A 25,636-nucleotide genomic window follows, 5' to 3' on the forward strand; every position below is an offset into this window, starting at 1 on the left:
CAGCTCCGTAACTGACGTAGGCAGTGCCTGTAAATGAGAGCGAGCAACACGACAGCCATGGCTGAGGCTCAGAACATTCCGGTGGGGTCGACCACCGCCGGCGCGATCGCGGTGGCCGCCGAGTCCACCGTCGCCACCCGGATGAGCGCCCCCCCGTCCTTCGACGTGGCGGACTTCCCCGTGCCCCACGGCCGCGAGGAGGAGTGGCGGTTCACCCCGCTGGCGCGTCTGCGTGGTCTCCACGACGGAACCGCGGTCGCCAACGGCACCATGAAGGCCCAGATCGACGCGCCCGAGGGCGTGCTCGTGGAGACGGTGGAGCGCGGCGACGCGCGCATCGGCAGGGCCGGCACCCCGGTGGACCGGGTCGCCGCCCAGGCGTTCTCGTCCTTCGCCAAGGCGACGGTCGTGACCGTGCCCAAGGAGGCCGTCCTGACCGAGCCCGTGCGCGTCTCGCTGCACGGCGAGGGCGGCACCACCTTCGGCCACACCGTCTTCGACGTGCAGGCCTTCGCCGAGGCCGTCATCGTCATCGACCACACCGGTGACGGCGTGCGCGCCGCCAACGTCGACTTCCTCGTCGGCGACGGCGCCAAGCTCACCGTCGTGTCGGTGCAGGACTGGGACGACAGCGCCGTCCACGTCTCGCAGCACAACGCCCTGATCGGCCGCGACGCGAGCTTCAAGTCGATCGTGGTCACCTTCGGCGGCGACCTCGTACGCCTGCACCCGCGCGTGTCCTACGTCGGCCCCGGCGGCGAGGCCGAGCTCTTCGGCCTGTACTTCACGGACGCCGGCCAGCACCAGGAGCACCGCCTCTTCGTCGACCACATCGCGCCGCACTGCAAGTCGCACGTGGTCTACAAGGGCGCGCTCCAGGGCCAGGACGCCCACGCGGTCTGGATCGGTGACGTCCTCATCGAGAAGAGCGCCGAGGGCACCGACACCTACGAGATGAACCGCAACCTCGTCCTGACGGACGGCGCGCGGGTCGACTCGGTGCCGAACCTGGAGATCGAGACCGGCGAGATCGTCGGCGCCGGACACGCCTCCGCGACCGGCCGCTTCGACGACGAGCAGCTCTTCTACCTCCAGGCCCGCGGCATCCCGGCCGACGAGGCCCGTCGTCTGGTCGTGCGCGGCTTCTTCGCCGAGCTCGTCCAGCAGATCGGTGTCCCGGACATCCAGGAGCGCCTGCTCACGAGGATCGAGACCGAGCTGCAGGCGTCCGTCTGATGACTTACGTCAAGGCCTGTGCGCTGAGCGAGCTGGAGGAGAACACCCCCAAGCGGGTGGAAATCGACGGCACGCCGGTGTCCGTCGTCCGCGCCGAGGGGGAGGTGTTCGCGATCAACGACATCTGCTCGCACGCGAACGTCTCGCTCTCGGAGGGCGAGGTCGAGGACTGCATGATCGAGTGCTGGCTGCACGGATCGTCCTTCGACCTGCGCACCGGCAAGCCGTCGGGACTTCCCGCTACGCGCCCCGTACCCGTATACCCCGTAAAGATCGAAGGGGACGACGTGCTCGTCTCCCTCACCCAGGAGTCCTGAGGTATCCATGGCAACGCTTGAAATCCACGACCTGCACGTCTCCGTCGAGGCCGAAAACGGCGCCCGCGAGATCCTCAAGGGCGTCGACCTCACCGTCAAGCAGGGTGAGACGCACGCCATCATGGGTCCGAACGGCTCCGGCAAGTCCACCCTGGCGTACTCGCTCGCCGGTCACCCGAAGTACACCATCACCGGCGGCACCGTGACCCTCGACGGCGAAGACGTCCTGGAGATGACCGTCGACGAGCGCGCCCGCGCCGGCCTGTTCCTCGCCATGCAGTACCCGGTCGAGGTCCCCGGCGTCTCGGTCTCCAACTTCCTGCGTACGTCGGCCACCGCCATCCGCGGCGAGGCGCCGAAGCTGCGTACCTGGGTGAAGGAGGTCAAGTCCGCCATGGAGCAGCTCCAGATGGACCCGGCCTTCGCCGAGCGCAACGTCAACGAGGGCTTCTCCGGCGGTGAGAAGAAGCGCCACGAGATCCTTCAGCTGGAGCTTCTGAAGCCGAAGATCGCGATCCTCGACGAGACCGACTCCGGCCTGGACGTCGACGCGCTGCGCGTCGTCTCCGAGGGCGTCAACCGCGTCCGCGAGTCCGGTGAGGTCGGCACGCTGCTGATCACGCACTACACGCGCATCCTGCGCTACATCAAGCCCGACTTCGTTCACGTGTTCGCGAACGGCCGCATCGCCGAGTCCGGTGGCGCCGAGCTCGCCGACCAGCTGGAGGCCGAGGGTTACGACAAGTACGTGAAGGGTGGCGCGACCGCGTGATTCAGATGCCTGGCCTCCTCGACGTAGAGGCGATCCGCAAGGACTTCCCCCTGCTGGATCGTGTGGTCCACGACGGGAAGAAGATCGTTTACCTGGACAACGCGGCGACCTCGCAGAAGCCGCGCCAGGTGCTCGACGCGCTGAACGAGTACTACGAGCAGCACAACGCCAACGTCCACCGCGGCGTGCACGTGCTCGCCGAGGAGGCCACGGCGCTGTACGAGGGCGCTCGCGACAAGGTCGCCGCGTTCATCAACGCGCCGAGCCGCGACGAGGTGATCTTCACCAAGAACGCCTCGGAGTCGCTCAACCTGGTCGCGAACATGCTCGGCTGGGCGGACGAGCCCTACCGGGTCGACCGCGAGACCGAGATCGCCATCACGGAGATGGAGCACCACTCCAACATCGTGCCGTGGCAGCTGCTCTCGCAGCGCACCGGCGCGAAGCTGAAGTGGTTCGGCCTCACCGACGACGGCCGGCTCGACCTGTCCAACATCGAAGAGGTCATCACGGAGAAGACGAAGATCGTCTCCTTCACGCTGGTCTCCAACATCATGGGCACGATCAACCCGGTCGAGGCGATCGTCCGGCGCGCGCAGGACGTCGGCGCCCTGGTGCTGATCGACGCCTCGCAGGCCGCTCCGCACATGCCGCTGGACGTCCAGGCGCTCGGCGCCGACTTCGTGGCCTTCACCGGCCACAAGATGTGCGGCCCGACCGGCATCGGCGTCCTCTGGGGCCGCCAGGAGCTCCTGGAGGACCTGCCTCCGTTCCTCGGCGGCGGCGAGATGATCGAGACCGTGTCGATGCACGCCTCGACGTACGCCCCGGCGCCCCACAAGTTCGAGGCGGGTACGCCCCCGATCGCCCAGGCCGTCGGCCTCGGCGCGGCCGTGGACTACCTGAGCGCGATCGGCATGGACAAGATCGCCGCGCACGAGCACGCGATCACCGAGTACGCGGTCAAGCGCCTGCTGGAGGTGCCCGACCTGCGGATCATCGGCCCGATGACGGCCGAGGACCGCGGCGCCGCGATCTCCTTCGTCCTGGGTGACATCCACCCGCACGACGTCGGTCAGGTGCTCGACGAACAGGGCATCGCCGTCCGCGTGGGACACCACTGCGCCCGCCCGGTCTGCCTGCGGTACGGAATTCCCGCGACCACGCGAGCGTCTTTCTACCTGTACTCCTCTCCGGCCGAGGTCGACGCACTGATCGACGGGCTGGAGCACGTACGGAACTTCTTCGGCTGACCAGGGCGACGAGGACGAGGACGCTGTGAAGCTCGATTCGATGTACCAGGAACTGATCCTGGACCACTACAAGCACCCGCACGGGCGTGGCCTGCGCGAGGGTGACGCCGAGGTGCACCACGTCAACCCGACGTGCGGCGATGAGATCACGCTGCGCGTGAAGTACGACGGCGAGACGCTCACCGACGTCTCCTACGAGGGCCAGGGCTGCTCCATCAGCCAGGCCAGCGCGTCCGTGCTGAACGAGCTGCTCGTCGGCAAGCGGCTGGCGGACGCGCGGAAGATCCAGGAGGCCTTCCTGGAGCTGATGCAGTCCAAGGGCAAGATAGAACCCGACGAGGCCATGGAGGAGGTGCTGGAGGACGCCGTCGCGTTCTCCGGTGTCTCCAAGTATCCGGCGCGTGTGAAGTGTGCTCTCCTGAGCTGGATGGCCTGGAAGGACGCGACCGCCCAGGCACTGGGCGACGCGGAGAGGAAGACGGCATGACCGAGAACGCGACGCCCGAGGCGTCGATCAAGCCGGCCACCGAGGAAGAGGTCCGCGAGGCCCTCTACGACGTGGTCGACCCCGAGCTGGGCATCGACGTTGTCAACCTGGGCCTGATCTACGGCATCCACGTCGACGACGCGAACATCGCCACCCTCGACATGACGCTGACGTCGGCGGCCTGCCCGCTGACGGACGTCATCGAGGACCAGGCGAAGTCGGCGACGGAGGGCATCGTCAACGAACTGCGCATCAACTGGGTCTGGATGCCGCCGTGGGGCCCGGACAAGATCACGGACGATGGCCGTGAGCAGCTGCGCGCCCTCGGCTTCAACGTCTGAGATGTGCGTGAAGGAAGGCCCCCGGCGCTTGCGCTGGGGGCCTTCCGTGCTGTTCGCGGCTGCCGCGCTGGTGGGCGCCTGGGTGAGCGCGCCCGCGTACGAGGTCCCGCGGATCTCGCTGTCCGCCACGCACCTCAGCGGCGCGGTCGACGCGTCCGGCGACCCGGCGGTGACGGTGGACGTCGAGCAGGCGGGCGTGCCGGCCGGGTTCCTGCGGCTCCGGGTGGTGTCCTCCGGCAATCCGGCGGTGGCGGGCGTGGCCGACGTACGCCAGCAGCGCACGCCGGGCGGCGACCGCAGCCTGACGGTGTGGGCCCGAGGGCAGGGCTACACCGACCTGACCCTTCAGGTGACCGGCCGCGGCGGGAAGACCGCCACGGCCACGCTCTCCTACGCCGCCTCGGCGCCGGTGGGCGACGCCCCGGCCACGCGCTACCTGACCGGGTCGGCGGACGCGTCGGCCGCCGTGGACGTGGGCGGCGGGCACGTACTGGTGGCCGACGACGAGTCCGACGTGCTGCGGCTGTACGACGGCTCCCGCTCCGGCGCGCCGGTCCGCAGCTGGGACCTCGGCGCCGCGCTGGGCGCGGAGCGGGAGGCCGACATCGAGGCCGCCGCCCGGGTGGGCGACACCGTCTACTGGACGGGCTCGCTCGGGAACGCGCGGGACGGCACGTACAGGGCCGAGCGGAACACCGTCTTCACCACGCGGATCACCGGCTCCGGGGCCGGGACCGAGGTCGTCCTCGGCGGCGTCCACCGGGGCCTGCGTGAGGACCTGCTGGCCTGGGACGCGGCGCGGGGCAACCGGTACGGCTTCGCGGCGGGGACCGGCGGGCTCGACGTGGAGGGGCTGGAGTTCGCGCCCGGGTCCACGACGACGGCGTACCTCGGCCTGCGCGCCCCGCGGGCTTCCGTCACGCACCCCGGCGGCGCGGTCGGAGGCAAGGCGCTGATCGTGCCCGTCACCAACGTCGACCGGGTCCTGGCGGACGGGGCGAAGGCGGTCTTCGGGCCGGGCATCGAACTCGACCTCGGCGGACTGGCCGTCCGGGACATCCGCAAGAACGCCGCGGGCCAGTACCTGATTCTGGCCGGCTCCGGCTCCGGCTCCGGGGCCGCTGACGGCGCAGGCGGCCCGTCCGCGCTCTACGCGTGGGACGGCGTCCCCGCTCACGCGCCGACCAAGCGCGCCGACCTGCCGGCCACCGGCGCGGGCGGCGCCTGGGAGGCCGTGGTGAGCGTTCCCGACCTGCGGACCCCGGGCAGCCGCGTACAGCTGATCAGCGACAACGGCGGCGCCGACCTGTACGGGGACGGGCGCCGGGCGAAGGACCTGGAACACCCGGAGTGGAAGAAGGCACGGGCGGCCTGGTTCACGCTGCGCTGAAGCACAGCGACGGCTTCACCCGGCCGTGGCCCTCGCCGGGCTGCCCGTGGCCGTCCGGACCGCCGTGAGGGCCGCCTTCACGCTCGCCTCGATGTCCCCGACGGGATAGATCACCTCGCGCACGGTCCGCTCGCGGTCCACCACCAGCGTCAGCCGCTTGATCCGGCTCACTCCCGCCGCGCGGAACGTCGGCAGCCGCAGGGCGGTCACCAGGTCCAGCTCCGCGTCCGAGAGGAGCGGGAACCGCAGCCGCTCCCGCTCCGCGAACTCGCGCTGCTCGTCGGGCCGCTGGGTCGACACCCCGTGCACGGTCGCGCCGGCCGCGGTGAACTCCGCCAGCTGGTCGCGGAACGTGCACGACTCGAACGTACAGCCCTTCGCGCCCGGGATCCCCGCCCAGCCGGGCGGGTAGGACTCGGCCCGGGCGTACGCGCCCGGGAAGCAGTACAGGACGGTGAACGGTGTGTCCGCCACCGGGTCGCGGAACTCGCCGAAGCGGTCCGGCAGCACCACTTCGGGCAGCCTGGTGCCGCGCAGCGCGTGGACCCGCGCCGCCTCCTTCGATGATTCCCCGGTCGTCGCGGTCATCTCTCCCTCTCCCAGGACCCAGGTGTCACCCCAGTCCTGGAGGGCCACCAGGACCGGCAGCAGCCCCCGCCCGCGCGGGGTCAGCCGGTACTCGTGCCGCACAGGGCGTTCCTGGTACGGCTCGCGCGTCAGCACCCCGGCCTCGACCAGCAGCTTCAGCCGCTCGGCGAGCACCTTGCGGGACATGCCCAGCTCGCGCTGGAGCTCGTCGAAGCGGTACAGGCCGCGTGCGCTGTCGCGCACGATCAGCAGCGTCCACCAGTCGCCCACGACGTCGAGGGCCTGGGCGATGGAGCAGTCCGCGTCGCCGAGGTGTGTGCGCTGGGCCATGGCACTCCTTTGTCCGTTGACCCCAGGCTGTCATGCTGGCATAGTCCGTTCCCAAAGGGAACTCACGAGGGGGGCGTGGTGTGCCGCAGGGGCTCAAAGACGTACCGAGGGTTGTGTGGCTGCTGGCTGCGGGGGTGTTCGTCAACGCGGTCGTCAGCTTCACCTTCGTCTTCGTCTTCCTCTACCTGACCGGCCCACGCGGCCTCGGCGCCGCCGAGGCGGGCCTCGTCACCGGCATCGGCGGCGTCGGCCTGGTCGCCGGCAACTTCACCGGCGGCTGGTACGGCGACCGCTTCGGCCACCGCCGGGTGCTGCTCGTCGCCTCGGCCCTCGGCGGCCTGACCCTGATGACCTTCCCCTCGCTGTCCACGCCGCTGCTGTACGCCGCCCTGCCGCTGGCGCAGTACACCTCCGGCGTGGTGCGGGCCGCCAACGCCGCGCTCGTGGCCGTCTCCGTCCCGGCGGGCGCCCGCCGACAGGCGTTCGCCGTCGTCCGATGCGTCTCCAACGGCGGCTTCACGCTCGGCCCGCCGCTGGGAGCCCTGATCGCGACCGGGTTCTCGTACGAGTGGCTCTTCGTCGGCGACGGCCTGGGCACCCTCTTCTTCGCGCTCTGGACCGCCCGGGCCGTGCCCGCCCGCGGTGCGGCCGCCAAGCCCGCCGCGGCCCCGGACGGGGGTCCGGGCCGCCGCGGGATCGGGGCCGAACTGCGGGCGCGGCCCGCCGTGCTCGTGCTCCTCGGAGCGATCCTGGTCACGGACGTCGTGTACCGGCAGCAGTACACCGCCTTCCCCGTCTTCCTCGCCGACCACGGCCTCGACGTCGGCGCCTTCGGGCTCGTCATCGCCCTCAACGGGGCGCTCGTCCTGCTGCTGGAGCTGCCCGCCGCCGTCGCCCTGCGCGACCGGCCGCCGCTGGCGGTCATCGGCGCCGGGCTCGTGCTGGTCGGCGCCGGTTACGCGGCGCTGCTCCTCGGGGCGGGGGTGGCGACCGCCGTCGCCATGATGGTGCTGCTGAGCCTCGGCGAGATCCTGTACAAGACCACCGCCACCGCCTACGTGGCCGACCAGGCCCCCGAGCACGCGGTGGGCCGCTTCCAGAGCCTGTACGCCGGGGTCTCGGTCAGCGGCGTCGTCCTCGGACCACCGGCGGGCGGGGCGCTGTACGCGGCGGCCCCCGGGCTGTTGTGGCCGCTGTGCGCGGTGCTGGCCGCCGGGGCGGGCGCGGTGGTGATCGGGCTGTCGGTGCGGCAGGGGCGGGCGGCCACTCGTAAGGCGGCCGACGCGGGGGAGCGACACGCGGTGGGACCGGCACATGAGACCGGTTCGCGACCTCGGGCCGTCGCCGGTTAGGTTTCGGGCATGACTGCTACGCGTACCACCGGCGCCGTCGCCGCCGGACTTGCCACCATCGCCGCAGACGGCACCGTCCTCGACACCTGGTTCCCCGCCCCCGAGCTGACCGCCGAGCCCGGCCCGGCCGGCACCGAGCGCCTCACCGCCGAGCAGGCCGTGGAGCTCCTCGGCGCCGCCGCGGCCAAGGCCCTGCGCTCGGACGCGGTCCGCGGGGTCGAGGTCGTAGCCGTCCGCACCGCCATCGCCTCCCTGGACGACAAGCCGCTGGACGCGCACGACGCGTACCTGCGCCTGCACCTGCTCAGCCACCGCCTGGTCAAGCCGCACGGCCAGAACCTCGACGGTGTCTTCGGCCTGCTGGCCAACGTCGCCTGGACCTCGCTCGGCCCGGTCGCCGTCGACCAGGTCGAGACCGTCCGCCTGAACGCCCGCGCCGAGGGCCTGCACCTCCAGGTCACCTCGATCGACAAGTTCCCGCGCATGACCGACTACGTCGCCCCCAAGGGCGTGCGCATCGCCGACGCGGACCGCGTCCGCCTCGGCGCGCACCTCGCCGAGGGCACCACCGTCATGCACGAGGGCTTCGTCAACTTCAACGCCGGCACCCTGGGCACCTCCATGGTCGAGGGCCGCATCTCGGCGGGCGTCGTGGTCGGCGACGGCTCCGACATCGGCGGCGGCGCGTCCACCATGGGCACCCTCTCGGGCGGCGGCAAGCAGATCATCTCGATCGGCGAGCGCACCCTGGTCGGTGCCGAGGCGGGCGTCGGCATCGCGCTGGGCGACGAGTGCGTCGTCGAGGCCGGCCTCTACGTGACCGCGGGCACCCGCGTCACCCTGCCGGACGGCCAGATCGTCAAGGCCCTCGAACTCTCGGGCGCCGACAACATCCTCTTCCGCCGCAACTCGGTCACCGGCGCCGTCGAGGCCCGCCCGTACAAGGCGGCCTGGGGCGGCCTGAACGAGATCCTGCACAGCCACAACTGACCTTCACGGGCCGGTCATCGCAACGCCCCTCACCCCGTGGCCGGGTGGAGGGGCGTTGTGCGTGTCCGCGGTCAGTGCAGGGGGATCGTGCGGATCAGGCCTGCGAAGGCCTGCTTCTCCGCCTCGGTCAGCTCCACCGACTCCATCGGGTGGGCGGCGCGGTCGCGCTGGGACGGGATGAGCGGCAGGGACTCGGAGGCGGCCGGGCCCTCCTGGTGGAAGCGGTTGTCCCACAGCGTGCGAGCGAGCCCGACGACCCGGACGAGCGCGACCACGAGCAGGACGGCGATGCCGATTTCCTGGACGACGGAGATGGAGGGGAACACGCGGTCCTCCGGACGATCGGGGGGAGGGATCGGGCGGTGGAGATACTCAACACCACAATCCGGCCCATTCGACGGGGATGTGTCGAGCGTCACGCCAGGGCCGAAAGTCCCCCATTGCACCCGGCAGGACAACCCCTACAACTTCAGGGGCAGCTTGAAACCCTCGTGGCTGCGGGCGAAGCCGAGGCGCTCGTAGAACCGGTGCGCGGCGGAGCGCCGCTTGTTGCTGGTCAGCTGGACCAGTCCGCAGCCGCGTTCGCGGGCCCGCTCCACCGCCAGCCTCATCACCTCCGCGCCGAGGCCCTCGCCCCGCCGGTCCGCGCGGATCCGCACCGCCTCCACCAGCGCCCGCTGCTGCCCTTCCTGGCCCAGGCCGGGGACGTACGTCAGCTGGAGGCAGCCGAGGATCTCGTCGCCGTCCGTGAGGACGAGCATCTCGTTGCGCGGGTCCGCCTCGATGTCGGCGAAGGCCCGCTCGTGCGCCTCGCCGACCACGACCGAGGCCGGGTCGAGGACCCGTTCCTCGTCGGCCAGCAGGGCGAGTACGGCGGGCAGGTCCTGGCGGGTCGCGGTGCGGAAGATCATGGATCGGATTGTGGCAGGGGGCACGGCCGGGACGGCGGCCGCACCCCCTGCGGCCTTGGGAACTACGGGAATTGCGGAACTGCGGGAACTGCGGGAACTACGGGGACTGCGAGGGCTGCGGGACCTATGGGCGGAAGCGCAGCACCTGCGGGTCGTGGTCGCTGTTCTGGGCCGCGAACTCCGCGTTGATGTGCACGCTGTCGTACGTGAACTTCTTGATCGCCGGGCTCGTCAGGATCTGGTCCAGCACCTGGGCGTTGCCCTGGAACACGTAGGAGTAACGTTCCGCCTTCGGCAGCGACTTGATCGCCGGGTACAGCGCCCCGCCGTCCGCCAGCGCGTCCGTCGTCGCCGAGAACTCGAAGTCGTTGATGTCACCGAGGACGAGGACGTTCGCGTCCTTCTCCGCCGCCAGGATGTCCTTGACGAAACGGTTCACCGACTGCGCCTGGAGCAGCCGCTTGGCCTCCGAGGAGCGCACCGGCGGCTGGTGGTGCGAGGTCAGGCCCTCGTCGCCGCCCTTCGAACCGAAGTGGTTGGCGATCACGAAGACTGTGCGGCCGCGGAAGACGAACTCGCCGGCCAGCGGCTTGCGGCTGTTCTCCCAGGCCGCGTTCGCCGGGTCGATCCGGCCGGGGGAGTGGGTCAGGGCCGCGTGGCCGTTCTCGCGCACCACACCGGTCGCCGTCGCCGCGTCGCCCGGCGCGCGCTCCGTGAAGGAGACCCGCTCGGGGTTGAAGAGGAACACCTGGCGGATGTTGCCGCCGGGCTCGCCGCCGTCCTTGTTGTTCTCCGGGTCGACGGTCCGCCACTGGTACGCCGGGCCGCCCGCCGCCGCGATCGCCGCCGTGAACTTCGTCAGCGTCCGCTCGGCCGAGACGGTGCCGTCGTTCTTGGCGCCGTTGTCGTCCTGGATCTCCTCCAGGGCCAGGATGTCCGGGGAGGCCAGGTTGTCGACGACCGCCTTGGCGAGCGCGTCGAACTTCGTCTGCGGGTCGCTCGGGTCGAGGTTCTCCACGTTGTACGTGGCCACCGCGAGCTCGCCGGGAGACTGCGCCTTGGTCTTCTCGGGGGCGAGGGTGCCCGCCGTGACCGTGCCCAGGGTGCGGGCCACGAGCGTGTAGCCGCCGAACTGGTTGAAGTCGAGCGGGCCCTCGGTGGTGCCGGTCAGCTTGTCGCCGACGTTGGCGACCGGGAAGGGCTGCTGCGCGAGCGGGGCGAGCTGCTGGATCTGGAGCCGGCCGGTGTTCTGGGACTCGTACGAGCCGTAGACCGTGCCGCCGCGCCGGGCGGCGTTCTCCCAGCCCTTCACCGTGACCCACAGCTCCGCGTACGGGTCGGTGGCGCCGACCACGCGCGAGGTGCCGATCGCCACGTTCATGCCCTCCAGGGACTCGTAGAAGTCCAGGGCGTAGCGGGCGGGCTCCAGGGTCAGGCCGTTGATGCTGCCTTCGGCGGCGGGGTCGCCGGCCGGGGCGTAGGCGGCGGGCACCGTGTACTCGTTGACCGCGGCGGCCTCGGGCAGCGCGTTGCCCGAGGAGACCACGGTGACGGTCGGCTTGGAGATCTGGGTGACCGACTGGTTGCCGGACTTCGAGCCGCCGGGGACGTACTCGCCCACCGTGCCCGAGACCTTGACCGCGTCGCCGACGGCGACGGTCGGGACCGAGCCGGTGAAGACGAAGACGCCCTCACTGGTGGCGGCGTCGTCGTCGGCGTCCGCGTCCTGGATCCAGAAGCCGCGCGAGCCGTACGTACGCACGCCCGTGACGATGCCCTCGACGCCGGCGACCGGCTTGCCGTTGAGCGGGGATATCCGGGTGGCGCCCTGGATGTCGTGAATGCGTACCGGATCGGCGGACACGGCGCCTTCGGCCGCGTCGGCGGAGCCCGCGAGCAGGCCCGTGGCCAGGGCGGAGGCGACGAGGGCCGCGACGGCGGCGGAACGGGGATGCGAGGAGCGCATGGGCGGGGACTCCGGTGTGTGGAGGAGGGGGAACCCTGAGGGTCTCGATATGTCTACGCGCGTCAATTTCCTGGGTGACCAGCAAAGTTGTCAAGGCCTCCAGGGCATCCGGCAGCGGACTGTGGGATGAACCAAAGGCGATGGCCCGCCGGGCGTGCCCGAAATGCGTCTACGCTGGGGCGCCGTAAGAGGCCTGACGGCCCGGTACCGCCCGGGGGTTGCCCCGTAGGCACCCGGCATCTTGTCGCCGACGGCACCACCGCCCCACCGCGTCCGAGGAGAACCACCCCATGTCCGCAGAGCCGCACCCCACGCTGCCGCCGGTACGGCTGCACTCCGATGCGGAGCTCGCCCGCGACGCCCTCGTCGCCCCGCTGTTCGCCCGCGCCGTCCGCCTCGCCCGCTGGGCCGGGCCCCACACCCGCGTCGACGTCGGCGGTGAACTCGTCGCCGACCAACTGCCCGAGGCCGCAGTGGTGCTCGGCCTGGACGCCGGCGACGAGGAGAGCCCGGTGCGCGCGAGTCAGGCCTGGCGGGTGGCGGTGGACACCGGACTGGTCGATGTGACGGAACCGGACGAGGACGCGGGCGACGCGGTGGACGCGGCCGACGGCCCGGACGGCCCGGACGGCGTCGAGCCGGAGTACGGCACCGCCGCCCCGGGCGAGGACCTCGCCCTGGTGGCGGGCGGCGCGCCCGGCGACGTACTCGACCTGTGGCTGGCGGCCCTGGACACCGTCCTCGCGGACGCGGCCGTGCCCGACCTGGACGACCTCGTCGACGCGCTGGACGAGGGCGGCGAGATCGACTTCGACCGGCTCGACTGGAACCCGCAGCGCGAGGCGGACTTCCTCGACGGGGTGCTCGCCAACCTCTACCTGCTCACCGTCTCCGAGGGCGGGGCCGGCGACGGTCCGGTGCCGCTGCCGGTGCTCGCCGCGTCGATGATCGTGCCCGACGACATGGGTGAGCCGACCGACGCCGTCCTGGAACAGGTCTCGGACGCGATGATGCGGCTCGACGACCAGTTCCGGCAGCTCGAGCCGATCGGCCTGGTCGAGTTCCGGCCCGTCGACGAGGAACTGCTGGCGGAGGCCGACGATTTCGACGAGACGGCCTCCCCGGGCGCCGACGACGACGAGGACGTCTCCCGGTACGGGATGGTACGGCTGACCCCGCTCGGCCTGTACGGCGTGCGCGCCCGGATGCTGGAGGCCGGCGTCGAGGCCCCCGCCATCGGGGACCTGGCCGGCAAGGGCGCGGACGCGCTGCTCGGCGCGGTCTCCTTCTACCCCGAGGGCGCGGCGCAGGGCGAGATCGAGCAGTGGCTGGCCGGCCGCGAACCGCACGCCGCGGTCACCGAACTGCTCGCCGCGGCCCGCGGCGACGACGAGGGCGCCCCGCTGCGCAGACTGCGCTGCCAGCAGGCGCTCACCCCGGCCGGGCCGGAGGCCGAACCGGCGGTCCGCGCCGTCCTGGACGACCCGCAGCTCGGCGGGCTCGCCCGGGTCTGGCTGGCCGAGCACGGAGTGGCCGACGTACCGGCTCCCGACGGGGCGATGGTGTTCTGGCTGACCATCGACACCATCGCGGCGCAGCTCGCGGCGGACGGGGAGACCGAGGAACTGCCTCTGCTGATGCGGACCTTGACGGAGCACCACGCCGGTTTCTTCGAGCAGGCGTGGCGCGTGGAGCACCCGGCGACGGCGTACGTCCTGGAGGCGATGGGGCGGCTGCACCCGGACAGGAAGGCCTCGAAGGAGGCCCGCAAGGCGGCGTTCAAGGCTCGCTCCCGGCAGTCCTGACGGGGGTCGGCGGCCGGGCTCGGGGCCCGGGCTGCGGCCGGGCTCGGGGCCGGCTCGGGGGCCCGGCCGTCGGGCGGAGTGGGGGACGGTGGTGGAGAACAGGCCGTTCCCGTGGCCGGAGTTGGCCATTTCGGCCACCGGGAAGGGGTCGGCCCGCCTTTCTGGGTAGTTCAGCCGCCGTTCACGTACGGGCGGGAGCGTGTGCGCCGACGACCGTACGCCAGGCGCGCTCCACCTCCCCACTCCTGGAGACCCGATGCCCCTCAGCCGTAGAGATTTCACCGCCCGGACCGTCCTCGCGGGCGCCGGAGTCGCCCTCACCGGCATGGTCGGCGCCCTCGCCACCGCCCCGGGCGCGCTGGCGGCCGACGACACCACGCGCCACGACGAGCACGGCCGGCCGCACGGCCCCGGCTACGGCCCGCTGGTCCCGGACCCGGCCGGACTGCTCGCGCTCCCCGCCGGATTCACGTACCGCGTGCTCACCCACAGCGGGGTCACCACCCTCGAATCCGGCGAGAGCACCCCATCGAACCACGACGGGACGGCCGCCTTCGCGGGCCACCGCGGGGTCACCCTCCTCGTCAACAACCACGAGCTGAAGGGGCCGCGCACGCGCTGGGAGCGCCCCGTTCCGCTCGCGGAGGGCCTCGTCTACGACCCGGCCGCGTCCGGCGGCTGCACGATCGTCGAGGTCCGGCGCGGCGGCGAGGTCGCCGAATGGGTGGGCATCGCCGGTACGTCGACGAACTGCGCGGGCGGCGTGACCCCGTGGGACACCTGGCTGACCTGCGAGGAGAACTCGGACCGGGCCGGCCAGAACGGCATGACCAAGGACCACGGCTACGTCTTCGAGGTCGACCCGCACGACCGCCGCGCCAACCTCGACCCGCAGCCCGTCAAGGCCTTCGGGCGCTACGACCACGAGGCCGTGGTCATCGACCCGCGCCGGGGTCACGCGTATCTGACGGAGGACGCCTCCGGCCCCAACGGGCTGTTCTACCGCTGGACCCCGCCCAGCGGCTTCCGGCACGGGCACGGCAGGCTGCGTACGCTCGCCGCCGATGCCGGGGTGCTCGCGGCCGCCAAGTGCTTCGACAGCTCCGGCCGGTTCGTGGACGACCTCTCGCGCGCGACGAAGATCGGCACCGTCTACGGGGTCGACTGGGCGGAGGTGACGGACCGCGACGCGCGGACCCTGCCCGTGCGCGAGCAGTTCGCGGACGGGGCCGTGACACGCGGCCGCAAGCTGGAGGGCATGTGGTGGGCCGACGGCGGGGCGTACCTCGTCTCCTCCTTCGCCCGTGCGGAGAGCCCGGGTGAGGCGCATGACGGCCAGGTGTGGTTCTACGACCCCAAGCGGCGCACGCTGCGGCTCACGGTCCTGATCGGCGTCAACGCGGATCCGTCGGCCGGTGGCGGCTACGACGGCCCCGACAACATCACCGTCTCGCCGCATGGAGGCGTGATCCTCGCCGAGGACGGGGACGGCTTGCAGCACCTGTTCGGCGCCACCGCGTCGGGCCGCACCTATCCGCTGGCGCGCAACGAGCTGAACATCGGCTCGGCCGAGGCGCCGGAGTACTCGGAATTCGCCGGGGTCTGCTTCTCCCCGGACGGACGCACCCTGTACGTGGGCATCCAGGACCCGGGCCTCCTGCTGGGCATCACCGGGCCGTGGCGGCGGGGTCACTGAGCCCGCCGGGGTGCCTGGCGTGGGTCGGCCCGTCGGCCCGTCGGCCCGTCGGCTCGCCCGGCCTCACCCGCCGGCCCAGGCCGCCTCACCCGCGGCTCACGGGCCCGCGGCGACCTCCGCGCGGGAGGCCGTGGCCCACTCCTCGAGGAGGAACTCGTACGCCTCCGAAGGCCACTCGCCGTCCACCCCGGCCTCGACCAGGTGCCGTATCGCCTCGTTCACCTCGGCGGCGGACGGGCGGGCGGGACCCGCGGGCCGGAGTGGGTTCTGCATGGCTTCAAGGCTACGGGCGGGCACTGACAGCCACCTCCGGATTACGCGTGGCATCCATCACCCGGTCTGGGTGCCGGGTCTCGCCATGTGCCCGCCCACCTGCTCAGAGTGCCTGCGACGCGGGCTTGACCATGCCACGTACTGTGCGGGACTTCACAAAGTCGCCGATGGCCGTCATCTCCCACTCGCCGGAGAACTGCTTGATCAGCTTCGCCATCATGACCCCGGTCTGCGGCTCGGCGCCGGTGAGGTCGAAGCGGACCAGCTCCTCGCCGCTCGCCGCGTCGATCAGGCGGCAGTAGGCCTTGGCGACCTCGGTGAACTTCTGGCCGGAGAAGGAGTTGACCGTGAAGACCAGGCCGGTGGCGTCGGCGGGCAGCCGGCCGAGGTCCACGACGATGACTTCGTCGTCCCCGGCGCCCTCGCCGGTCAGATTGTCACCCGAGTGCTTGACGGAGCCGTTCAGGATGGACAGCTTGCCGAAGTAGCAGCTGTCGATGTGGTTGCGCTGCGGGCCGTACGCGATGACCGACGCGTCGAGGTCGATGTCGCGGCCTCGGAAGGCGGGCTCCCAGCCCAGACCCATCTTGACCTGGGAGAGCAGCGGGCGGCCGCCCTTGACCAGGGAGACGGTCTGGTTCTTCTGGAGGCTGACCCGGCCCTTGTCGAGGTTGATCTTCCCGGCGCCGAGGGGTGCCGCTGCCGGGGGAGCCGTCGGGGGTGCGGGCGGCGGGACGGGCGGTGCGGCCGGGGTGGTCGCCGGACCGCCGAGCCAGGGGGAGGCGGGGTGGGAGACCGGCGGCGCGGGCGGGGTCGGCGGGGCGGGCGGGGCGACCGGGGCGGCGGCGGCCGGGGCCGGCTCCTCGTCCACGGAGACCCCGAAGTCGGTGGCGATGCCGGCGAGGCCGTTGGCGTACCCCTGGCCGACCGCGCGCACCTTCCACACGCCTCCGCGCTGGTAGACCTCGACGACCACCAGCGCGGTCTCGGAGCCGAGCCGCGGCGGGGTGAAGGTGGCGATCACCGACCCGCCGACGGCGTCCCGCACGGTGGCGGTGGGCTCGACGCCCTGGAAGGTCTGCCCGGCGGCATCGGGACTGGCCGTGACGACGATCCGCTCGATGCCCGGGGGCACCGCGCCGGTGTCCACGGTGATGGAGTCCGGCGCCGACCCGCCACCGGACCGGTAGCTGACGCCGGGCCCGGACGGCTGGTTGTAGAAGATGAAATCGGCGTCCGAGCGCACCTTGCCGTCCGCCGTCAGGAGGAGCCCCGATACGTCGAGCCGGACGGGGGCAGCCACATCCACCGTCACACGGACGGTATTGAGCGGCAGATTGGATCCAGGGGTCATAGCGGTCATGCCCGGACAACGACCGGAGGGGCTCTGCCGTTCCCTTACCGTTTCTGGCCAGTGCGCACATGAGTGAGTCGTTGAGCCACTGGTGCTGGCTGGGCGCATTCCGAACGGATTGGACGCACGGGGTCCCCGCGTTCTCGTCCCGCTCGGCGGTACGCCTCCAGGGTCGGTGCCGTCCGCCGCCGGATCGGGTGCTCCCACCCCTCGCGGGAGATTTCAGCGCTGGTTGCGCGGGTGGTTCTTCGCCGTGCGCTCGTTGCCGAACTTGTACGCGCCGGTCCAGCGGGCCATCACGAGCTGCGCGTCACCCGACTCCACCTCGGTCAGGAACCTGCCCGCCCGGCCGCCCCGCAGGGTGGCCGCGGTGCGGCCGTGGTGGGTGATGAGGACGTCGTCGCCCTGCTTCTCGTACGTGAATCCGTGCGGCTTCGGCATGATCCGCAGCCTGCCCGCCCCGGGGCGGGGGCGGCAACGGAATATCCGGCGTCCCGGCAGCGGGCCCGGACACCCCGTGTCGGCGGCGTCCGGGCAGGCCTGGGTCAGCCGAGGGTCAGCCCCCGGTCACCCGGCGCGGCAGCCCCAGCGGATTGGCCTCGCGCAGCTCCGGCGGAAGCAGCGCGTCCGGCACGGACTGGTAGGCCACCGGGCGCAGCCAGCGCTCGATCGCGGTGCCGCCGACGGAGGTGGAGTGCGAGGTGGCCGCCGGGTACGGGCCGCCGTGGTGCTGGGCCGGGGCCACCGCGACCCCGGTCGGCCAGCCGTTCACCACGATCCGGCCCGCCAGTCCCGTGACCTGCCCGATCAGTTCGCCGGCCGGACCGGGCGCGCCCTCGGTCTCGGCCGCCGACAGCTGGAGCGTGGCGCTGAGGTTCCCGCCGAGCCGGCCCAGGACCGCGGCCGCCTCGCGCTGGTCCGCGTACCGGACGACGACCGTCACCGGTCCGAAGCACTCCTCCAGGAGCACCTCGTAGGCCCTGTCCTCCAGCAGGCTCCCGGCCCGCACGCTCAGGTAGCCCGCGCCGACGGTGTGGTCCCCGCCGGAGCCCGGGGTGACGGGGGCGGTGACGCCGGGCAGCGCGGCCCGCTCGCGGACCCCGGTGATGAAGTTGTCCCGCATCCGGTGGTCGAGCAGGACACCCGGCTCGGTCTCCCCGAGGGCCTTGGTGAGCGCGCCGGTGAGCCGGTCGCCGTCCGCGCCCTCGGGGACCAGGACCAGGCCCGGCTTCACGCAGAACTGGCCGACGCCCAGGGTGACGGAGTCCGCGAGTCCGGCGCCGATCACCTCGGCGCGCTCGGCGGCGGCGTCCGGGGTGACCACGACGGGGTTGAGGGAGCCGAGTTCCCCGTGGAAGGGGATGGGCACCGGCCGGGCGGCGGCGGCGTCGAACAGGGCCCGCCCGCCCCGGATGGAACCGGTGAATCCGGCGGCGGCGACGAGCGGGTGGCGGATCAGCTCCAGACCGGCGTCGAAGCCGTGGACCAGGGTGAGCACGTCCGCCGGCAGGCCGACCGCCACGGCCGCCCGGCGCAGCAGCGAGGCGCACAGCTCGGAGGTGGCCGGGTGGTCGGGGTGGGCCTTGACGACGACCGGGCAGCCCGCGGCCAGGGCGCTCGCGGTGTCCCCGCCGGGCACGGAGAAGGCGAGCGGGAAGTTGGAGGCGCCGTAGACGGCGACCACGCCGAGCGGCACTTTGTAGCGGCGCAGTTCGGGGCGCGGCGGGCTGAGGGAGGGGTCGGCGCGGTCGATGCGGATGTCGAGGTACGCGCCCTCCTCGACGGCGTCGGCGAAGGCCCGCAGTTGGCCGGTGGTGCGCGCGAGCTCGCCGGTGAGGCGGCCGGGGCCCAGCGCGGTCTCGGCGTCGGCGGCCTCGACGACGTGGGGGCCGGCCTCGTCGAGCAGCTCGGCGGCGGTCCGCAGGAAGGCGGCGCGGGTGGTGGCGTCGGCCAATGCCCCGCGGGCGGCGTGGGCCGCGCGTACGGCCTGGTCCACCTCCTGGGGTGTGGCTTCCACCGCAACCTGCTCGCGCTGCTTCCCGGTGCGGGGGTCCACACTCCAGACTGGTGTCGCTGCCATGGCCCACTACCTCCTGGATCGTTCAGTATTCTGAACGCCGTTCCGGTGGATGAATGATCACTTCTGCTGCGGACTCTATTTCCGCGTCCACCGTGTGAGCAAGAGGCGATCAGAGCCGACCAGAGGGGAAGTGGCGTATGACGACAGCCGATTCGGGGGACCTTGCCGCCCTCGGGGCCACGGGCGCCGGAGCGCACGCGACGGCACCGGTGAAGTCGGCGGTGCGCACGGTCCTGCTCCTGGAGCACTTCGCGGCGCGGCCCGGACTGCACAGCCTGGCCGACATCCAGAGCGACCTCTCCCTGCCCAAGTCCAGCCTGTACATGCTGCTGCGCACGCTGGTCGGGCTGGGGTGGGTGGAGACGGACGCCACCGGGACGCGCTACGGCATCGGCGTACGGGCCCTGCTGGTCGGCAGCTCGTACATCGACGGGGACGAGGTGGTCGCGGCGGCCCGGCCCACTCTGGACCGGCTCTCCGACGACACCACCGAGACCATCCACCTGGCCCGGATGGACGGGACGAGCGTCGTCTACCTCGCCACCCGGCAGTCCCAGCACTACCTGCGGCCCTTCACGCGTGTCGGGCGGCGGCTGCCGGTCCACTCCACCGCGCTCGGCAAGGCGCTGCTGGCCACGCACACCGACGAGGAGGTGCGCAGGCTGCTGCCCCGGCGGCTGGAGGCGGTCACGGAGCACACCATCACCGACCGGGAGCGGCTGGTGGACGAGCTGGCGCTGGTGCGGGAGCAGGGGTACGCGGTGGACCGGGAGGAGAACACGCTCGGGCTGCGCTGCTTCGGCGTGGCGGTGCCGTACCGGACGCCGGCGCGGGACGCCGTGAGCTGCTCGGTGCCGGTGGCGCGGCTGACGCCGGGGCACGAACAGGTGATCAAGGCGGCGCTGTTCGAGGCGCGGGACCGGCTGTCGGTGGTGACACGGCGGATGTGAGGGGGAGGGGCGGTGGTTCCTCCCCCGCGCGGGGGAGGCGGTTCACCTTCGTGGGGGAGGCGGCGGCGCGGCGCGCACGGGACTGTTGGGTCATGACCGAACGAGCCGTCCCCGTGACGTACGCGACGCAGCCGTCGGCCCCCGCACTGGGGGCCGGCCGGCGGATCCTGCGGGTCGCGGCCCTGGCCGCCACAGTGCCCTACCTGACCCTCAAGACGGCCTGGCTGGCCGGGAGCCGCCTCGGGATACCAGAGGGCAGTGTGCTGTTGGACCCCGGGCCGTTCTTCATCGTGGCGAATGCGGTGACGCTGGCCATGGACGCCTGCGTGATCCTGCTCGTGCTGGTCCTCACCCGGCCCTGGGGAATGCGGATACCGGCCTGGCTGTTGACCGTCCCGGTCTTCGTCGCCTCCGGCCTGCTCACTCCGATCCTCATCGGGTTCCCGGGCCAGATGCTCCTCAAGGCGCTGGGCCTGGGGGAGGGGGAGGCCGCGAAGGCGGCGCAGGAGCCCTTCCTCGACCCGTGGGTGTTCAGCGCCGTCTACGGGGGGTTCACGATCCAAGGACTCGCCCTGGCCGGGCTGTTCGTCCCCTATGCGCGGGAGCGCTGGGGCGGGCGCTGGCGGGGCGCGCCGGGACAGCGGCTCCCGTCTCCCACGGGGGTGGTGGCGGGAGCCGCTGGGGTGGCCGGTGTCGTGGTGGGCGCGGCGCATGCCTACTGGGCCTTCGGGGGCAGCGCCGGGCTGAGCGTCCGGCAGGCGGCGCTCTACTCGGCTGAGAGGGGTGTGGTGTCGGCGGCCCACGGGATATGCGCGCTGGCCGCCGCCGCGGGGGCGCTGCTGCTGGCCCGCGGCGGGGCAGGACGGGCCAGGTGGCCGCTGGCCCTCACGTGGATCGGGTCGGCCGCGACGCTGAGCTGGGGGATGTGGCTGCTGATCGCCGCACTGGGGCCCGACTTCGGCCCGGACGAAGGCCCCACCGGAGTGAACTTCCTGATCTACGCTGGTCAGATGATCACCGGATTGCTCGCGGCCGCCGTCCTCACCCGGTACCTCAACTCCCGTCGCGCGGCCTGAGGAGGGGCGCGTGGGCGGGCGACGGCAGCGCGGCGTGAGCGGTCGGGGACCGGGCGGGACGGACGGGCCGGGGCCTGTACGGCGTCTTCTCGGGCGGCTGGTGGGGGCGCGGGCCCGGTCGCGGTGGGTGCACCTGATACTCGGCGGGGCCCTGCTGATGCCGTACTTCCTGCTCACCCAGGTCGTGGTCGGCATTGCCGCCGGCGGGGCCAACGCCCTGGATTCCTTCCCGCTGTCCCTCGCCGCGTACGCCGCCGCCCTGCCGCTGGCCGCCGCCACCGCGGTGTTCGGCCCGGTGAGGCCGCTGTCGGTGGTCGCCGTACGGGCCATGTGCGGGGTGCCGGGGGAGCGGCTGGCCGAGGGGCCGGCCCGGTCCTGGGCGGCCCGGTGGCGGGCCTCGGCCTGGTGGACCCTGCACCTGGGGGTCGGCGCGCTGGTCAGCGGGGTCAGCCTCGCGGTCCCGCCCATGGCGGTGGTGCTGATCGTGCTGCCGCTCTCGGACACGCTGCGGGAATCCGGGCTCGGACTGGGCTGGTTCGCCGCCGAGGCCGAGCCCTACGTGGCCCCCGTGCTCGGCGCGGGGCTGCTGGGCGCGCTGGTCCTCTGCGCCGCCGGGGCGGGGGCGCTGCTGGCCCGGCTGGCACCCGTACTGCTCGGGCCGACTTCGGCGGACCGGCTGGCCGCGGCCGAGGAACGGGCCGCCGACCTGGCGGTGCGCAACCGCCTGGCCCGGGAGCTGCACGACGCCGTCGGGCACGCGCTGAGCGCCGTCACCCTCCAGGCGGGCGCGGCGCGGCGGGTGCTCGACAGCGACCGGGAGTTCGTGCGCGAAGCCCTCGCCGCGATCGAGGACACCACCCGGCGCACGGTGGGCGAGCTGGACGCCGTACTGGGGCTGCTGCGGGACGGGGACCCGGCGCGGGCCGACGCCGCGCCCGCCCCGACCCTGGCCGCCGACCTCGACGGGCTGCTCGCCCGTACGCGGGCCGGCGGCACCACCGTCACCGCCGACGAGGACCCGGGCCCGGCCGGAGACTGGGCCCAGCTCCCGGCGATCGCCTCCCGCGAGGCGTACCGCATCGTCCAGGAGGGCCTGAGCAACGCCCTGCGCCACGGGTCGGGCCCCATCGCCCTGCGGATCCTCGTCCACACACCCGGCGGACACCGTGAACTGGAGATCACCATGACCAACCCGCAGGCGGCCTCCCCCCTCCTCCACGAGGGTGGGGAGCCGCGCACCACCGGAGGCCGCGGACTGCGCGGCGCCGCCGAGCGGGCCGCGCTGCTCGGCGGCCGCGTCGAGGCCGGACCGGCCGAAGGGCAATGGCGGCTGCGCGCGGTCCTGCCGCTCGGCGGGGGCGGGCGATGAGCCGGCCGCCGCTGCGCGTCGTCATCGCGGACGACGAGCGGATGGTCCGTACCGCCCTGCGGGTCATCCTCGACGCCGAACCCGATCTGGAGGTCGTCGGCGAGGCCGCGTCCGGCGCCGAAGCCGTCTCCCTGGTCCGTTCGCTGGCCCCCGACGTGGTGCTGATGGACGTCCGGATGCCGGAGATCGACGGCATCCGGGCCACCGAGCAGATCCTCGCCACCATGGCCGAGCCGCCCCGGATCGTCGTCGTCACCACCTTCGAGAACGACGCCTACGTCTACGACGCGTTGCGCGCCGGCGCCGCCGGGTTCCTCCTCAAGCGGGCCGACCCCGATGAGCTGATCGGCGCGGTCCGCCTCGTCGCCCGCGGGGACTCGCTGCTCTTCCCGGCCGCCGTCCGCACCCTGGCCGCCGCCCACCACGGCGCCCACCCGGCCACCGCCCCGCCCTGGGCGGCCCGGCTCACGGACCGTGAGGCCGACGTGCTGCGCCTGATGGCCACCGGCCTGTCCAACCACGAGATGAGCGAGCGGCTCGGCGTCGGTCCGCAGACTGTCAAGACGCATGTGGCCGCCGTCCTCGCCAAGACCGGTTCCCGGGACCGCACCCAGGCGGTCATCGCGGCCTACGAGGGAGGCTTCCTCATGAAGAAAGGCTGAGAACCCGGCCACAACCGGGGCAGAGCGGAACGGCCGGGGCCGCTGAGGCGTCCTTCCGGGAGATGAACAAGACGATCAGGCGTGCGTCGGTCTTCTGTCTGCTTCTGGTGCTGGCCCTGCTGGTGCGGGTCACCTGGGTGCAGGCGTATCAAGGCCAGGCCCTCGCAGACGACAAGCACAACCGGCGCAACCTCATCGGGCAGTACGAGAACCCGCTGGGGAACATCATCGTGGGCGGGGAGGCGATCACCGGCTCGACGAAGACGGGCGGCAAGGACTTCGCGTACAAGCGCACCTACACCGACGGCCCGCTCTACGCGCCGATCACCGGCTACAGCTCCCAGGCCTACGGCACGAGCATGCTGGAGGGCGTCTACAAGGACATCCTCAACGGCTCCGACAGCCGGCTCAAGACGGTCATGGACCTGCTCACCAACAAGCGGGCGGCCCCGGGCAACGTGCTGACCACCATCGACAGGGACGTCCAGAAGGCCGCCTACGACGCCCTCCAGGGCAAGCAGGGCGCCGCCGTGGCCATCGACCCGGCGACCGGCGAGATCCTCGCCGTCGTCAACAACCCCTCCTACGACCCGGGCCGCATCGCGGGAGCCAACGACGCGGAGGCCTGGCAGGAGCTGTCCGCCGACAAGGGCAAGGCCATGGAGAACGTGGCGCTGCGCAAGCCGCAGGCCCCCGGCTCCACCTTCAAGCTGGTCACCCTCGCGGCGGCGATCGAACACGGGCTGGTCTCCGACATCGACCGGCAGACCGGCATCCCGGCCCCGTACACGATCCCCGGCACGCGGACCAACCTGCCCAGCGAGGCGGGTGACGCGGCCTGCAACAACGTCTCGGCCCGCACCGCCATGAAGCTGTCCTGCAACAACGTCTTCGCGGAACTCGCCTCCAAGCTGGGCCAGGACAAGATGCGCGCGACGGCCGAGAAGCTCGGCTTCAACGTGCAGATCGACACCCCGGTCCGCACCAACCCGCCGAGCAAGTACCCGTCGAAGAAGATGTCGGTGGACCAGGTCGCGCAGACCGGTATCGGCCAGTTCGACGTACAGGCCACCCCGCTCCAGATCACGATGGTGACCGCCGCGATCCAGAACGGCGGCAAACTGCTCGCCCCGCACCTGGTATCCGAGGTGACCGACGCCAACGGCAACGTGCTGGAGAGCCTGAAGAACCCGAAGTCCCAGCAGGTGCTGAGTCCGAAGACCGCCTCGATGCTCCAGGACGCCATGCGGACGGTCGCCACCGACGGCGGCGGCAAGCCCGCGCTGGTGCCGGGCGCCGAGGTGGGCGGCAAGACGGGCACCGCCCAGCGCGGCGTGAACAACAGCATGGCGCCGCTCGCCTGGTTCACCTCGTACGGAAAGCTCGGCGGCAAGCAGATCGCCGTCGCGGTGATGATCGAGAACTCGGACACCGACCGCTCCGAGATCGGCGGCGGCAAGCTGGCCGCCCCCATCGCCCAGAAGATGATGGCGGCGTGGCTGAAGAGGTAGCCGCGCGGGAAGCGCCCGGAACCGCACCGGTTCCGGGCGCGTTTTCCCTTCCGTGATCAGAACCGCACGCCCCTCGGACCTCGACGCCATCGCCGCCCTCCACATACGGGCCCGCGCCACGTACTACGAGGGCCGCGTCCCCGAGGACACCTACGGCGGCGAGGTCGGGCTCATCCGGACCCGTGAGGCCTGGGCCCGTGCCGTCGCACGCCCCGCCGCCGCCGGCGCGGTGCTCTGCGCCGAGCAGGACGGCCGGGTCAACGGTGTCGCCGCCTTCCTCACCGCCGACGGCGAGACCACCCTCACCCAGCTCCACGTCGACCCCGCCCACTGGCGCCGCGGCACCGGGACCGCCCTGCACGCAGCCTGCGTCGACGCCTGGCGCCGCGCCGGAGCCGACCGGGTCCGGCTGGAGGTCTACGAGCACAACCACCGCGCCCAGGCCTTCTACGCCGCCCACGGCTGGCGCCCCGCCCCCGCGGCCACCCCCACAGGCACCCACCGCACCCTCTGGCTGCACCTCGCCCCCGCGCCCGACCCGTCCGGGGAATGAGACGCGGCAACCACCGGTACCACGTCTCACCGACCACCCGCACGCCTGCCCCGTACATGCCCTTCTCGGCGGTGCGGGAGCGGTTGAGTGGTCCCGTCTGTGTCGATCCCGCCGTTCGTTACCCGAACGGCTCAAGATCGTTGGCAGGGCATGAACAACACCAAGCGTGTACTTGCCGCTGCCGCCCTCGGGTCAGCCGTGCTCCTCGGCGCCCTCGTTACGCCTGCCAGCGCTGACGACCCCTTCGTTCCCGCTGCGCAAGGGTCCTCGACCCAGGCACCAGGTGACTGGACTTGGAAGTGGTCCTCCACCATGCAGAACCAGAACGGCCTGCTCAACCTCGCCAACAACGGCAACGTCTGCGCCGGGCTGGT

25 protein-coding genes are annotated in these 25,636 nt (G+C 72.4%); 17 read left to right on the top strand and 8 right to left on the bottom strand.

The annotated features are described in order from the left end of the window. Positions 1–57: 57 nt before the first annotated feature. From sufD to ACWDYJ_RS01975, 7 genes are read left to right on the top strand one after another with little or no spacing between them, the layout of a single operon-like run. Positions 58–1,236: a Fe-S cluster assembly protein SufD gene (gene sufD / locus ACWDYJ_RS01945; RefSeq protein WP_451563480.1), complete on the top strand. Its 1,179-nt coding sequence runs from the start codon at positions 58–60 to the stop codon at positions 1,234–1,236. Then, the gene (locus tag ACWDYJ_RS01950) at positions 1,236–1,553 is read left to right on the top strand and encodes a bifunctional 3-phenylpropionate/cinnamic acid dioxygenase ferredoxin subunit (protein WP_451563481.1); all 318 of its coding nucleotides are present in this window, start codon (positions 1,236–1,238) and stop codon (positions 1,551–1,553) included. The genes sufD and ACWDYJ_RS01950 overlap by 1 nt, the downstream gene beginning before the upstream one ends. A 7-nt stretch (positions 1,554–1,560) precedes the next feature. After that, positions 1,561–2,325 carry a Fe-S cluster assembly ATPase SufC gene (gene sufC, locus ACWDYJ_RS01955; RefSeq protein WP_451563482.1) on the top strand — a complete coding sequence of 255 codons (765 nt, stop codon included), beginning with the start codon at positions 1,561–1,563 and terminating at the stop codon, positions 2,323–2,325. Beyond that, positions 2,322–3,578 carry a cysteine desulfurase gene (locus tag ACWDYJ_RS01960; RefSeq protein WP_451563483.1) on the top strand — a complete coding sequence of 419 codons (1,257 nt, stop codon included), beginning with the start codon at positions 2,322–2,324 and terminating at the stop codon, positions 3,576–3,578. The genes sufC and ACWDYJ_RS01960 overlap by 4 nt, the downstream gene beginning before the upstream one ends. A gap of 25 nt (positions 3,579–3,603) precedes the next feature. Next, positions 3,604–4,065, top strand: a complete 462-nt coding sequence (gene sufU, locus ACWDYJ_RS01965; protein WP_451563484.1) for a Fe-S cluster assembly sulfur transfer protein SufU — start codon at positions 3,604–3,606, stop codon at positions 4,063–4,065. Further along, a complete protein-coding gene (locus ACWDYJ_RS01970; protein WP_361599178.1) occupies positions 4,062–4,406 on the top strand; it encodes a metal-sulfur cluster assembly factor in 345 nt (114 codons plus the stop codon). Before sufU ends, ACWDYJ_RS01970 begins: the two co-directional genes overlap by 4 nt. A gap of 28 nt (positions 4,407–4,434) precedes the next feature. Beyond that, on the top strand, positions 4,435–5,796 hold the full coding sequence (locus ACWDYJ_RS01975; RefSeq protein WP_451563485.1) for a hypothetical protein: 1,362 nt from the start codon (positions 4,435–4,437) through the stop codon (positions 5,794–5,796). 15 nt (positions 5,797–5,811) lie between these two features. On the opposite strand, the gene ACWDYJ_RS01980 is transcribed toward ACWDYJ_RS01975, so the two are convergent. Beyond that, the gene (locus ACWDYJ_RS01980) at positions 5,812–6,714 is read right to left on the bottom strand and encodes a winged helix-turn-helix transcriptional regulator (protein WP_451563486.1); all 903 of its coding nucleotides are present in this window, start codon (positions 6,712–6,714) and stop codon (positions 5,812–5,814) included. An 80-nt stretch (positions 6,715–6,794) separates the two neighbouring features. On the opposite strand from ACWDYJ_RS01980, the gene ACWDYJ_RS01985 reads away from it, so the two are divergent. Both ACWDYJ_RS01985 and dapD read left to right on the top strand, forming a co-directional pair. Beyond that, positions 6,795–8,066 (top strand): MFS transporter, encoded by a 1,272-nt coding sequence (locus ACWDYJ_RS01985; RefSeq protein ID WP_451563487.1) that lies wholly within the window; start codon positions 6,795–6,797, stop codon positions 8,064–8,066. A gap of 9 nt (positions 8,067–8,075) precedes the next feature. Further along, entirely contained in the window at positions 8,076–9,056 is a 981-nt protein-coding gene (gene dapD, locus ACWDYJ_RS01990; protein WP_451563488.1) for a 2,3,4,5-tetrahydropyridine-2,6-dicarboxylate N-succinyltransferase, read from the top strand. A gap of 71 nt (positions 9,057–9,127) precedes the next feature. On the opposite strand, the gene ACWDYJ_RS01995 is transcribed toward dapD, so the two are convergent. From ACWDYJ_RS01995 to ACWDYJ_RS02005, 3 genes are all read right to left on the bottom strand, one after another. Beyond that, on the bottom strand, positions 9,128–9,382 hold the full coding sequence (locus tag ACWDYJ_RS01995) for a hypothetical protein (RefSeq protein ID WP_451563489.1): 255 nt from the start codon (positions 9,380–9,382) through the stop codon (positions 9,128–9,130). A gap of 135 nt (positions 9,383–9,517) precedes the next feature. Continuing rightward, the gene (locus ACWDYJ_RS02000; RefSeq protein ID WP_451563490.1) at positions 9,518–9,967 is read right to left on the bottom strand and encodes an N-acetyltransferase family protein; all 450 of its coding nucleotides are present in this window, start codon (positions 9,965–9,967) and stop codon (positions 9,518–9,520) included. A gap of 124 nt (positions 9,968–10,091) precedes the next feature. Then, entirely contained in the window at positions 10,092–11,933 is a 1,842-nt protein-coding gene (locus tag ACWDYJ_RS02005) for an endonuclease/exonuclease/phosphatase family protein (protein WP_451563491.1), read from the bottom strand. A gap of 290 nt (positions 11,934–12,223) precedes the next feature. On the opposite strand from ACWDYJ_RS02005, the gene ACWDYJ_RS02010 reads away from it, so the two are divergent. Together ACWDYJ_RS02010 and ACWDYJ_RS02015 are read left to right on the top strand one after the other, a co-directional pair. Further along, positions 12,224–13,738: a hypothetical protein gene (locus ACWDYJ_RS02010; protein ID WP_451563492.1), complete on the top strand. Its 1,515-nt coding sequence runs from the start codon at positions 12,224–12,226 to the stop codon at positions 13,736–13,738. Positions 13,739–13,994: 256 nt separating this feature from the next. After that, entirely contained in the window at positions 13,995–15,434 is a 1,440-nt protein-coding gene (locus ACWDYJ_RS02015) for an alkaline phosphatase PhoX (RefSeq protein WP_451563493.1), read from the top strand. Positions 15,435–15,530: 96 nt separating this feature from the next. Here the strand turns inward: ACWDYJ_RS02015 and ACWDYJ_RS02020 are convergent, their stop codons facing one another. From ACWDYJ_RS02020 to ACWDYJ_RS02035, 4 genes are all read right to left on the bottom strand, one after another. Beyond that, entirely contained in the window at positions 15,531–15,707 is a 177-nt protein-coding gene (locus ACWDYJ_RS02020) for a hypothetical protein (protein WP_451563494.1), read from the bottom strand. A gap of 103 nt (positions 15,708–15,810) precedes the next feature. Then, a complete protein-coding gene (locus tag ACWDYJ_RS02025) occupies positions 15,811–17,061 on the bottom strand; it encodes a TerD family protein (RefSeq protein ID WP_451563495.1) in 1,251 nt (416 codons plus the stop codon). 222 nt (positions 17,062–17,283) lie between these two features. Next, the gene (locus ACWDYJ_RS02030) at positions 17,284–17,502 is read right to left on the bottom strand and encodes a hypothetical protein (protein WP_451563496.1); all 219 of its coding nucleotides are present in this window, start codon (positions 17,500–17,502) and stop codon (positions 17,284–17,286) included. Positions 17,503–17,617: 115 nt separating this feature from the next. Continuing rightward, entirely contained in the window at positions 17,618–19,141 is a 1,524-nt protein-coding gene (locus tag ACWDYJ_RS02035; protein WP_451563497.1) for an aldehyde dehydrogenase (NADP(+)), read from the bottom strand. A 137-nt stretch (positions 19,142–19,278) separates the two neighbouring features. Between ACWDYJ_RS02035 and ACWDYJ_RS02040 the strand changes: the two genes are divergently transcribed. From ACWDYJ_RS02040 to ACWDYJ_RS02065, 6 genes are all read left to right on the top strand, one after another. Further along, positions 19,279–20,091 (top strand): IclR family transcriptional regulator, encoded by an 813-nt coding sequence (locus ACWDYJ_RS02040; protein ID WP_451563498.1) that lies wholly within the window; start codon positions 19,279–19,281, stop codon positions 20,089–20,091. Between the two features lie 92 nt (positions 20,092–20,183). Next, positions 20,184–21,167, top strand: a complete 984-nt coding sequence (locus ACWDYJ_RS02045) for a hypothetical protein (protein WP_451563499.1) — start codon at positions 20,184–20,186, stop codon at positions 21,165–21,167. Between the two features lie 127 nt (positions 21,168–21,294). Next, the gene (locus ACWDYJ_RS02050) at positions 21,295–22,536 is read left to right on the top strand and encodes a sensor histidine kinase (RefSeq protein WP_451563500.1); all 1,242 of its coding nucleotides are present in this window, start codon (positions 21,295–21,297) and stop codon (positions 22,534–22,536) included. Next, positions 22,533–23,198, top strand: a complete 666-nt coding sequence (locus ACWDYJ_RS02055; protein WP_451563501.1) for a response regulator transcription factor — start codon at positions 22,533–22,535, stop codon at positions 23,196–23,198. The genes ACWDYJ_RS02050 and ACWDYJ_RS02055 overlap by 4 nt, the downstream gene beginning before the upstream one ends. 62 nt (positions 23,199–23,260) lie before the next feature. Further along, entirely contained in the window at positions 23,261–24,709 is a 1,449-nt protein-coding gene (locus ACWDYJ_RS02060) for a peptidoglycan D,D-transpeptidase FtsI family protein (protein WP_451563502.1), read from the top strand. 52 nt (positions 24,710–24,761) lie between these two features. Beyond that, a complete protein-coding gene (locus tag ACWDYJ_RS02065; protein WP_451563503.1) occupies positions 24,762–25,262 on the top strand; it encodes an N-acetyltransferase family protein in 501 nt (166 codons plus the stop codon). Positions 25,263–25,636 lie beyond the last annotated feature (374 nt).

This window comes from Streptomyces sp. NPDC003042 (assembly GCF_053591315.1).

Bases quoted from the DNA above. Each gene is read 5' to 3' on its own strand.
- dapD (WP_451563488.1), top strand. From the start codon at position 8,076: ATGACTGCTACGCGTACCACCGGCGCCGTCGCCGCCGGACTTGCCACC.
- ACWDYJ_RS01970 (WP_361599178.1), top strand. From the start codon at position 4,062: ATGACCGAGAACGCGACGCCCGAGGCGTCGATCAAGCCGGCCACCGAG.
- ACWDYJ_RS01980 (WP_451563486.1), bottom strand. From the start codon at position 6,714: ATGGCCCAGCGCACACACCTCGGCGACGCGGACTGCTCCATCGCCCAG.
- sufD (WP_451563480.1), top strand. From the start codon at position 58: ATGGCTGAGGCTCAGAACATTCCGGTGGGGTCGACCACCGCCGGCGCG.
- ACWDYJ_RS02020 (WP_451563494.1), bottom strand. From the start codon at position 15,707: ATGCAGAACCCACTCCGGCCCGCGGGTCCCGCCCGCCCGTCCGCCGCC.
- ACWDYJ_RS02025 (WP_451563495.1), bottom strand. From the start codon at position 17,061: ATGACCCCTGGATCCAATCTGCCGCTCAATACCGTCCGTGTGACGGTG.
- ACWDYJ_RS02010 (WP_451563492.1), top strand. From the start codon at position 12,224: ATGTCCGCAGAGCCGCACCCCACGCTGCCGCCGGTACGGCTGCACTCC.
- ACWDYJ_RS02030 (WP_451563496.1), bottom strand. From the start codon at position 17,502: ATGCCGAAGCCGCACGGATTCACGTACGAGAAGCAGGGCGACGACGTC.
- ACWDYJ_RS01950 (WP_451563481.1), top strand. From the start codon at position 1,236: ATGACTTACGTCAAGGCCTGTGCGCTGAGCGAGCTGGAGGAGAACACC.
- ACWDYJ_RS02055 (WP_451563501.1), top strand. From the start codon at position 22,533: ATGAGCCGGCCGCCGCTGCGCGTCGTCATCGCGGACGACGAGCGGATG.
- ACWDYJ_RS02005 (WP_451563491.1), bottom strand. From the start codon at position 11,933: ATGCGCTCCTCGCATCCCCGTTCCGCCGCCGTCGCGGCCCTCGTCGCC.
- ACWDYJ_RS02060 (WP_451563502.1), top strand. From the start codon at position 23,261: ATGAACAAGACGATCAGGCGTGCGTCGGTCTTCTGTCTGCTTCTGGTG.
- ACWDYJ_RS02015 (WP_451563493.1), top strand. From the start codon at position 13,995: ATGCCCCTCAGCCGTAGAGATTTCACCGCCCGGACCGTCCTCGCGGGC.
- ACWDYJ_RS02000 (WP_451563490.1), bottom strand. From the start codon at position 9,967: ATGATCTTCCGCACCGCGACCCGCCAGGACCTGCCCGCCGTACTCGCC.
- sufC (WP_451563482.1), top strand. From the start codon at position 1,561: ATGGCAACGCTTGAAATCCACGACCTGCACGTCTCCGTCGAGGCCGAA.
- ACWDYJ_RS02040 (WP_451563498.1), top strand. From the start codon at position 19,279: ATGACGACAGCCGATTCGGGGGACCTTGCCGCCCTCGGGGCCACGGGC.
- ACWDYJ_RS02045 (WP_451563499.1), top strand. From the start codon at position 20,184: ATGACCGAACGAGCCGTCCCCGTGACGTACGCGACGCAGCCGTCGGCC.
- ACWDYJ_RS02035 (WP_451563497.1), bottom strand. From the start codon at position 19,141: ATGGCAGCGACACCAGTCTGGAGTGTGGACCCCCGCACCGGGAAGCAG.